Raw genomic sequence first — 7,843 nt, 5'->3', positions numbered from 1 at the left:
CACATCGCGTACGAAGTCCGTCAGCAGCACCTAGGAGAAAGCGCATGGCTCAGGACAATCAGCCCCAGCCGATGAATCCCGGCGACGAAGTACCGCCCGACGCCCCGGGCGCAGGCGAGGATGTGTGCCGCGCGTGCCACGGCACAGGTCAGGTGGAAGGCAAACGCTGCACGTTGTGCAGCGGCACCGGCAAGGTGCAGCAAGGCATCGGCGGCGGCTAGCCGGTCACCCGACGGCACGCGAACCGCCGCGCCGGCCGGCAGTGCGGCCATCCCACGTGCACCTGCCCGAGATGCCGCGGGCAGGACTGGCGCTTCGGGTTCGCGGCCTTTACCCCGCATCGGAAAGCAGGAGCCAACCATGTTCAACGAGTCGAAACACGGTTTCGACGCCGCGCAGACCGAGTACGAAACCTTCATGCTCGAGCCGCACGACTGGGTGCCGAACAATCGCAAGCTACCGGTCGTGGTCTACCGGCGCGGGTTGTCGCCGGCAAGCGGCAATCTCGCCGCCGCGTTCGAAGTCCTGTTTCAGCGCAACGCGTGGCCGGCGCAATGGCGCGACAGCATCTTCGACTTCCATCATTTCCATGCGACCGCGCATGAAGTGCTCGGCGTGACCGAGGCGCGCGCCGAGGTGATCGTCGGCGGGCCGGGCGGGCGCGTCGTGACGCTAGAGGCGGGCGACGTGCTGTTGTTGCCGGCCGGCACCGGCCATTGCCTGCAATCGTTCGAGCGGCAGTTCCAGGTGGTGGCGGGCTATCCAGCCGGACAGCAGTGGGACATCCGCCGGGAAGCGCTAACGCCGGCCGAACTCGCGCAAATGGAAGCATTGCCGTTTCCGCCGCTCGATCCGATCGACGGCAAGCACGGTCCGCTGATCGAGCATTGGATGCACGCCGGCTGACGTCGCCGGTTTGCAAACGCCTATCCGCCGCCGCATCGCGTGCAGAGCGTCGTGGATAGGCGCATCATCTGTGGGCTTCGCCGCGATTTCCCCAGTGCATTCATGCACCGCTAACCTGCGGCGCTGCTGGACTGCCGGTGCGGCCGCTGTGCGCACTGGCACGCGCGATGCCATGCCGACCGATGCGCGGCTCCGCGCGAGCGCCGCGCAGTGCGTTGCGGCCATCTTTCGAATTGCCGAACAAGGAGCGCCTCATGCAAAACGACCCCGCCCTCGATCAGTTGTGCATCAACACGATCCGCACGCTGTCGATGGACGCCGTGCAGAAAGCCAATTCCGGTCACCCCGGCACGCCGATGGCGCTCGCGCCGGTCGCCTATCACCTGTGGCAAAACCATCTGCGCTACGACCCGGATGAACCGCTGTGGCCGAATCGCGACCGCTTCGTGCTGTCGGTCGGACACGCGTCGATGCTGCTCTATTCGCTGCTGCATCTGGCCAACGTGAAGGCCGTCGACGAGCACGGCAAGCCGACCGCCGCGCCCGCCGTATCGCTCGACGACATCGAGCATTTCCGCCAGGTCGACAGCAAAACGCCGGGCCACCCCGAATATCGGATGACGACCGGCGTCGAGACCACCACCGGGCCGCTCGGCCAGGGGCTCGGCAACAGCGTCGGCATGGCGATGGCCGCTCGCTGGTACGAAAACCGTTTCAACCAGCCGGACGCGCCGCTGTTCGACTACCGCGTCTACGCGCTGTGCGGCGACGGCGACATGATGGAAGGGATCTCGCACGAAGCGGCGTCGCTCGCCGGCCATCTGAAGCTGTCGAATCTGATCTGGATCTACGACAGCAATCGCGTGACGATCGAGGGCCATACGGACCTTGCGTATAGCGACGATGTGGAGAGCCGCTTTCGCGGCTACAACTGGCATACGCTGCACGTCGACGATGCGAACGACGCGGCCGCGCTCGAAAAGGCGTTGGTCGAGGCGAAGAGCGTGACCGACCGCCCGACGCTGATCGTCGTGCACAGCATCATCGGCTGGGGCTCGCCGCACAAGCAGGACACCGCGTCCGCGCATGGCGAAGCACTCGGCGTCGAGGAAGTCGCGCTGACCAAGAAGGCGTACGGCTGGCCCGAAGACAAATTCTTCTATGTGCCAGAGGGTGTGCACGAACGCTTCGCGCAAGGCATCGGCGCGCGTGGCAAGGCCGCGCGCGAACAATGGCAGGCCAGCTTCGACGCATATCAGAAGCAGTATCCGGAGCTCGCGCGCGAATTCGCGCAGATCGAAGCGCACGAATTGCCGCAAGGCTGGGACAGCGATATCCCGAACTTCGACGCGGACCCGAAAGGCATCGCGACGCGCGAATCGTCGGGCAAGGTGCTCAATGCGATTGCCGCACGTGTGCCGTGGATGATCGGCGGCGCGGCCGACCTGTCGCCGTCGACGAAAACCAACCTCAAGTTCGAAGGCGCGGGCAGCTTCGAAGCGGACAACTATGGCGGCCGCAATCTGCACTTCGGCATTCGCGAACACGGGATGGGCGCGGTCGTCAACGGTCTAGCGCTGTCGAATCTGCGGCCGTACGGCTCGACGTTCCTGATTTTCAGCGACTACATGAAACCGCCGATCCGGCTGTCGGCGATCATGGAAGTGCCCGCCATCTACGTGTTTACGCACGATTCGATCGGTGTCGGCGAGGACGGCCCCACCCATCAGCCGATCGAGCAGCTCGCATCGCTGCGCGGCGTGCCGGGCCTCACGGTGCTGCGCCCCGGCGATGCGAACGAAGCGGCCGAGGCGTGGCGCGTCGCGCTCACGCAGCCGCGCCGGCCGACCTGCATCGTCGTTTCCCGCCAGCCGCTGCCGACGCTCGATCGCAGCCGCTATGCGTCCGCAAGCGGCGTCAAGCATGGCGCCTATGTGCTCGCCGATGCACCGTCGGGTCAGAAGCCGCAGGTGATTCTGATGGCGACCGGCAGCGAACTGTCGATCTGCGTCGACGTGTACGAGAAGCTGAAGGGCGAGGGCATTGCGGCGCGCGTCGTGTCGATGCCGTCGTGGGATCTGTTCGAGCGCGAGGACAGTGCCTATCAGGAGTCGGTGCTGCCCGAGGACGTGCCAGCGCGCGTCGCGGTCGAGCAGGCCGCGTCGCTCGGCTGGGATCGCTATACCGGGCGGCTCGGCGCGCAGATCGTGATGCATACGTTCGGCGCGTCGGCGCCGCTTGCCGATCTGAAGAAGAAGTTCGGCTTCACGCCGGAGCGCGTGTACGAGGCGGCGAAGCAGCAGATCGAACGGGTGAAGTCGCAGGGCCAAGCGCAGTGACGGCTTGGGTTCGACGCGCGTGCAAAGCGCGCATCGCACCGCGCGAATCCCCGCGCGGCTGAATCCCGATCAATGCAAGCGATTCAACGCGCGACAAACGGCGGCCCGCCCAGGCCGCCGTTCCTACTCGCATCGCTCAGCTTGCCGGAATCGTCACCACCGGCGCCTTGTTGCTGGTGTCGGCCTCGGCGAGCGCCATCAGATTCTGCACCACGGTGAACGCATATTTCGAATCGAAGTCGTTGCGCTCGACCCAATACATCGATGGTCCATAGGCGATCGTCACATACGCGTCAGCGGGTGCGGTCTTGCCCGAATGGACGATGATCGTGGGCCGTGTTTCGCCGCCGATCAGACCGACTGTGGGTTTGGTCGAACCGTCGCTGACACGCTCGGGCGGCACCTGCACCTGGGCGCCAAGATCGCTGAGGATGCCGAGCACCGAGCGCGTGACCATCGGGATGCGCTCGCCCTTCCGATACGTCGACGATGGACCGTACACCACCTCGTAGCTGCGCGTTTTCGCCGACAGATGCAGCAGCTTGCGCACCTGCGCGACATCCGCGGCCGTGCGCGGCGACTCGCCGCTCGTGGTCGCGCCGATCACGAGGAACACGCCCATCTGCGCGGTGTTGGCCACGCTGTTGCCGCTGGCCGCCTTATCGCGGGTTCGGGTCTCGAGCTCGCGCGATTCGACGTTCAGTTCGCCGGCCAGCTGCAAGCGCCGCAGCGCCCGCAGCAACTCGAAGAAGCCCGGCGCGCCCGCGCTGTTTTCGCCGCCGAGCGCATTGCCGTTCTGCAGACCGCCGATCGACTGCGCGGTGATCCGCAGCAGTAGATCGATCGGCACGCCACCTTCGGCTAGCGGCAGCACCAGCGACGGCGCGAGCGGCCGGATGTACGCGGACGCGAACGCGTCGCCGGTGGTCGGCGTGAACGTGAAGGTCGGGCGATTCGAATAGGACACGGAGCCGGTCGCCTGCGCATAGTCCGGCATCGCGCCCGACCCGGCATTAAGGGTCGCGCCGCCGGTGGTCTCGAACGTATAGGCGGCGATGATGCTGCTGACGGTCAGAAAGGCCGGCGCATCGCCGTAGCGCAGACCGATCACGGCGGCAAGAATCGCGCGCTTCTTCGCGTCGCCGAGTGCGCGCGCGTAATCGACCTGATCGGCTTTCAGGCGCGTCGGCCCGACGTGCACGCAGCCGGCAGCGAGACAGGCGGCGCATAACGCGGCGACGAGGGGAACTGTTCGGAACATGGGAAGGGGCGTCAAGCGGAATGTAATTCGGGGAAGAACGAGGGGTGCCGTCGGCGGTAGCAGTCCGCATTCCTGGGCAAGCGGCTGTCGCTGGTCGACCCCACGACGGACCTGCAGGTTCTCAACAGCAGTGTTCGCTTCGCATCGCCAGTGAAAAACGAATCGTTGCAGCCTACAGCCGCGCGCGTCATAAGAAATTCTTTCGCGCGGCGCTACCTTTTATCGTTTGACGCGCGAGAGCCACCACGCGATAGTGGCGCCACCTGACACCTGACCGATTCAGACGACAGCTTTCCAGCATCGAGGCAGAAGCGGATGGTCGTCTCGGTGTGTTTGCGGATCGGGAACCCCCTATCGGTGAATCGCGAAGGTTTCCGTGCGAGGTCCATAGTGCTTCGTGACCTCGGCGTCGGACATCAAGCTGGAAGACTTCAAAATCGGACTCACAACCGTATACAGCCGATCGGGATCGGGGCCGTACATGTACAGGTAGCCATCATTGCCGTCAATGTGATATTCGGTTTCACCAAGCTCGCCAACACCTGCTCGCTTTATCGCGGTTTCCAGCCGACGCTCCAGCACGTGAATCCGCGCTCTGTCCTTTGGGTAGTAATCGAAATGAACCATCATCACCGGTCCGGGTGGTCTCTGTATTTGTTCGGAAGCCGCACTGCCTGTGAACAAAGCCGCGTATAGAGACACGATGAATACTTTTCTTCTCAGCATCGGTGCTATATCGTCCGTGAAATGAAAATGGATTGTCGACGAGGTAGACAGTCTCGTCCAGGCTACCGTGCTGGTCGCACCCGTACGGGCGACGAGATTGGATCCGTTGAGGCAAACAACAGCCGCTCGCGCAAAGCGCTGCTTCGGGCGCCGCCCGTACCGACAGACGCGACACCGCGGAAGACGCAATGAGCAGCCTCCCGCGCAATCCGCGGATCGATGCACTGCGCGGCGTTTCGATCCTGCTCGTCCTGCTGCACCACTTCAACATCGCTTACGTGCTGCGCGATACGGCCGTCGCGCGCGCATTTGGCTGGGATGCCGTCCATGCGGTGGTCCGAAACGGCAACTACGGCGTAACAATGTTTTTCGTCATCTCGGGCTACCTGATCACGTCAAACGCTCGGCGCCGATGGGGCGGCCTCGGTGCAATCGACGCGCGCACGTTCTACGTGTCACGCATAGCGCGCATCATGCCTTGCCTGGTCCTGCTGCTCGTCCTCGTCAACGGGCTTGCGGCGGCCGGTGTGCCGATGTTCCGCAATCATGCGCCGCTCGGCGTGCCCGTGTCGTTCTGGCTCGTTGATCTCGCGTCGCTGACTTTCTGGATGAACGTGCTGATCGTCACACACGGTTGGGTCAATTACGCGCTTGGCGTGCTGTGGTCGCTGTCGGTGGAAGAGGTGTTCTATCTGACGTTTCCGCTGATTTGCCTCGCGCTGCGCCGCGATGTGCGACTGCTCGGGTTCTGGGTGCTCGTGGTCGCGGTCGGCCCTTTATACCGGGCGATGCATTCCGGCGACGAAGGCGGATTTCTCTACGCATACTTCTCCTGCTTCGACGCAATTGCGATCGGCTGCTGTACGGCGCTGCTGGCCGAACGGCCACCCTGGCCTGCGCTTGCAGCGGGCACTGCGCAATGGCTGGCGGGCGCCGGAATGACGGTCCTGTACGTTGCGTGGCCCATTGCGCAAAGCCACGTCTTCGGGGTGACCTGCATCGCGCTCGGCACGGCCGTGTTGCTGATCGGTGCACACGCCAACGGTTCTCGCGGCAAAGCTCACCTGCTGGCGCCGCTATGCCTGAGCGGCAGAATTAGCTATGAGCTTTATCTATTCCATCTCATTGTGCTTGCCGGCCTTCGCACGGTGTATCCGCCATCGGCGACGCACGGCGACGACAAACTGTTGTTGCTCGCGGTCTTTCTGGCGCTGTCGGCCGCCTTGAGCGTACTGATATCGCGGGGCTATGCGACGCCGCTAGAGCGCTGCGTTAAACGGCAGTGGCTACGCCCCGATGTGGGCGCCGGACGGTGCCCTCTATTGGAATCGCGGGCCGGTTAGACTGGAACGCGGATGCCGCCCAGATGAAGGATCAGCGTCGTGTGTCTAATAGCGTAGTCGGTTACTCGGCTGGAGATTTCACTAGTCGGGTTACAAGAGAACCGTTGTCGCTGATCGAACCAGAGTGTGTGAAAACACATTGATCGCCTAAACTGAATCAACGCAATGAGACCAGGTGACTCATGAAGCGATTTGTTGAAGGCGATGACCGCAAGCAGGTCGCACTACTTCCCGAATGTGTAGATGACTACATCGGACAGGACAACCCGGTCAGGGTCATAGACGCCTTCGTCGAAGAGCTGGACCTTGCGGATCTTGGTTCAACGGGACCACGCCAGCGATCACGGGGCGCCCGTCCTACCACCCAGGTGTGATGCTCAAGATCTATATATACGGCTACCTGAACCGGATTCCTTCGAGCCGGCGTCTTGAGCGTGAATGTCAGCGCAACGTCGAGCTGATGTGGCTAACGGGACGTCTGGCTCCGGACTTCAAGACGATCGCAGACTTTCGCCGTGACAGCGGCGCAGCCATTCGCAACGTATGCCGGCGTTTCGTCGAATTGTGTCGCGGGCTGAAATTGCTATGCAGTGACATGGTTGCCATCGACGGTAGCAAGTTCAAGGCGTCAAACAGCCGTGACAGGAACTACACCGCAAGCAAGATCGACAAGCGTCAGCAGCAGATCGAGGAAAGCGTGCAGCGGTATCTCGACCTGATTGCAACTGCGGACCGGACCAGTCCAACAGGTTTCGATGTGAAGACTGTTCGTCTGTACGAGAAGATCGCCCGCCTGCGCCAGCAGATGCGCGAGCTTGCACAGATCAGGAAGCAGTTAGAGAAGCAACCGGACAAACAGCTGTCGATGACCGATCCCGATGCGAGATCCATGGCAACAAGCGGGAGAGGCTCCGGCATAGTGGGCTACAACGTTCAGGCAGCCGTAGACACGAAACATCACCTGATCGTGGAGCACGACGTGACTAACGTCGGAAATGATCACGGGCAACTCAGCAGAATGGCGGTGTCTGCGAAGAACGCGATGGGCAAACCGAAGCTGAAGGTTGTCGCTGACCGGGGTTACTTCAGCGGGCCGGAGATACGTGCGTGCGATCTGAATGGCATCAGTGCGTACGTTCCCAAGCCGCTCACCTCAGCATCAAGGAAGAAAGGTCTCTTTACGAAAGCCGACTTTGTCTACGAGGCGAAAGGTGATATCTATCGATGCCCCGCTGGCGAGCGCGCCATCCATCGATTCAACACCGTCG

At 62.9% G+C, this 7,843-nt stretch carries 6 protein-coding genes and 1 pseudogene; 5 read left to right on the top strand and 2 right to left on the bottom strand.

What is annotated here, in order from left to right; translation table 11 throughout:
- Positions 1-44 precede the first annotated feature (44 nt).
- The 3 genes from VGH68_RS02205 to tkt all read left to right on the top strand — a co-directional run bounded on the left by VGH68_RS02205 (position 45) and on the right by tkt (position 3,245).
- A complete protein-coding gene (locus VGH68_RS02205; RefSeq protein WP_331601868.1) occupies positions 45-221 on the top strand; it encodes a hypothetical protein in 177 nt (58 codons plus the stop codon).
- 139 nt (positions 222-360) lie between these two features.
- Positions 361-906 (top strand): cupin, encoded by a 546-nt coding sequence (locus VGH68_RS02200; RefSeq protein WP_331601867.1) that lies wholly within the window; start codon positions 361-363, stop codon positions 904-906.
- A gap of 254 nt (positions 907-1,160) precedes the next feature.
- Positions 1,161-3,245, top strand: a complete 2,085-nt coding sequence (gene tkt, locus VGH68_RS02195; RefSeq protein WP_331601866.1) for a transketolase — start codon at positions 1,161-1,163, stop codon at positions 3,243-3,245.
- A 136-nt stretch (positions 3,246-3,381) separates the two neighbouring features.
- On the opposite strand, the gene VGH68_RS02190 is transcribed toward tkt, so the two are convergent.
- Both VGH68_RS02190 and VGH68_RS02185 read right to left on the bottom strand, forming a co-directional pair.
- Positions 3,382-4,506 carry a hypothetical protein gene (locus VGH68_RS02190; protein ID WP_331601865.1) on the bottom strand — a complete coding sequence of 375 codons (1,125 nt, stop codon included), beginning with the start codon at positions 4,504-4,506 and terminating at the stop codon, positions 3,382-3,384.
- A 351-nt stretch (positions 4,507-4,857) separates the two neighbouring features.
- Positions 4,858-5,232 (bottom strand): hypothetical protein, encoded by a 375-nt coding sequence (locus VGH68_RS02185; RefSeq protein WP_331601864.1) that lies wholly within the window; start codon positions 5,230-5,232, stop codon positions 4,858-4,860.
- 188 nt (positions 5,233-5,420) lie between these two features.
- Here VGH68_RS02185 and VGH68_RS02180 point away from each other — a divergent pair, with 188 nt between their 5' ends.
- Together VGH68_RS02180 and VGH68_RS02175 are read left to right on the top strand one after the other, a co-directional pair.
- Positions 5,421-6,575, top strand: a complete 1,155-nt coding sequence (locus tag VGH68_RS02180) for an acyltransferase (RefSeq protein ID WP_331601863.1) — start codon at positions 5,421-5,423, stop codon at positions 6,573-6,575.
- Positions 6,576-6,757: 182 nt separating this feature from the next.
- Positions 6,758-7,843, top strand: a pseudogene (locus VGH68_RS02175) (IS1182 family transposase); the annotation flags it as partial.

This window comes from Paraburkholderia sp. (assembly GCF_036488505.1).
GTDB lineage: Bacteria > Pseudomonadota > Gammaproteobacteria > Burkholderiales > Burkholderiaceae > Paraburkholderia.
The sequence above is the reverse complement of the archived record's forward strand: the minus strand, read 5'-3'. Positions and strand labels throughout refer to the sequence as shown.

What these genes read in the sequence shown, in the direction of transcription:
- VGH68_RS02200 (WP_331601867.1), top strand. Translation starts at nt 361, where the DNA reads ATGTTCAACGAGTCGAAACACGGTTTCGACGCCGCGCAGACCGAGTAC.
- VGH68_RS02190 (WP_331601865.1), bottom strand. Translation starts at nt 4,506, where the DNA reads ATGTTCCGAACAGTTCCCCTCGTCGCCGCGTTATGCGCCGCCTGTCTC.
- tkt (WP_331601866.1), top strand. Translation starts at nt 1,161, where the DNA reads ATGCAAAACGACCCCGCCCTCGATCAGTTGTGCATCAACACGATCCGC.
- VGH68_RS02180 (WP_331601863.1), top strand. Translation starts at nt 5,421, where the DNA reads ATGAGCAGCCTCCCGCGCAATCCGCGGATCGATGCACTGCGCGGCGTT.
- VGH68_RS02205 (WP_331601868.1), top strand. Translation starts at nt 45, where the DNA reads ATGGCTCAGGACAATCAGCCCCAGCCGATGAATCCCGGCGACGAAGTA.
- VGH68_RS02185 (WP_331601864.1), bottom strand. Translation starts at nt 5,232, where the DNA reads ATGCTGAGAAGAAAAGTATTCATCGTGTCTCTATACGCGGCTTTGTTC.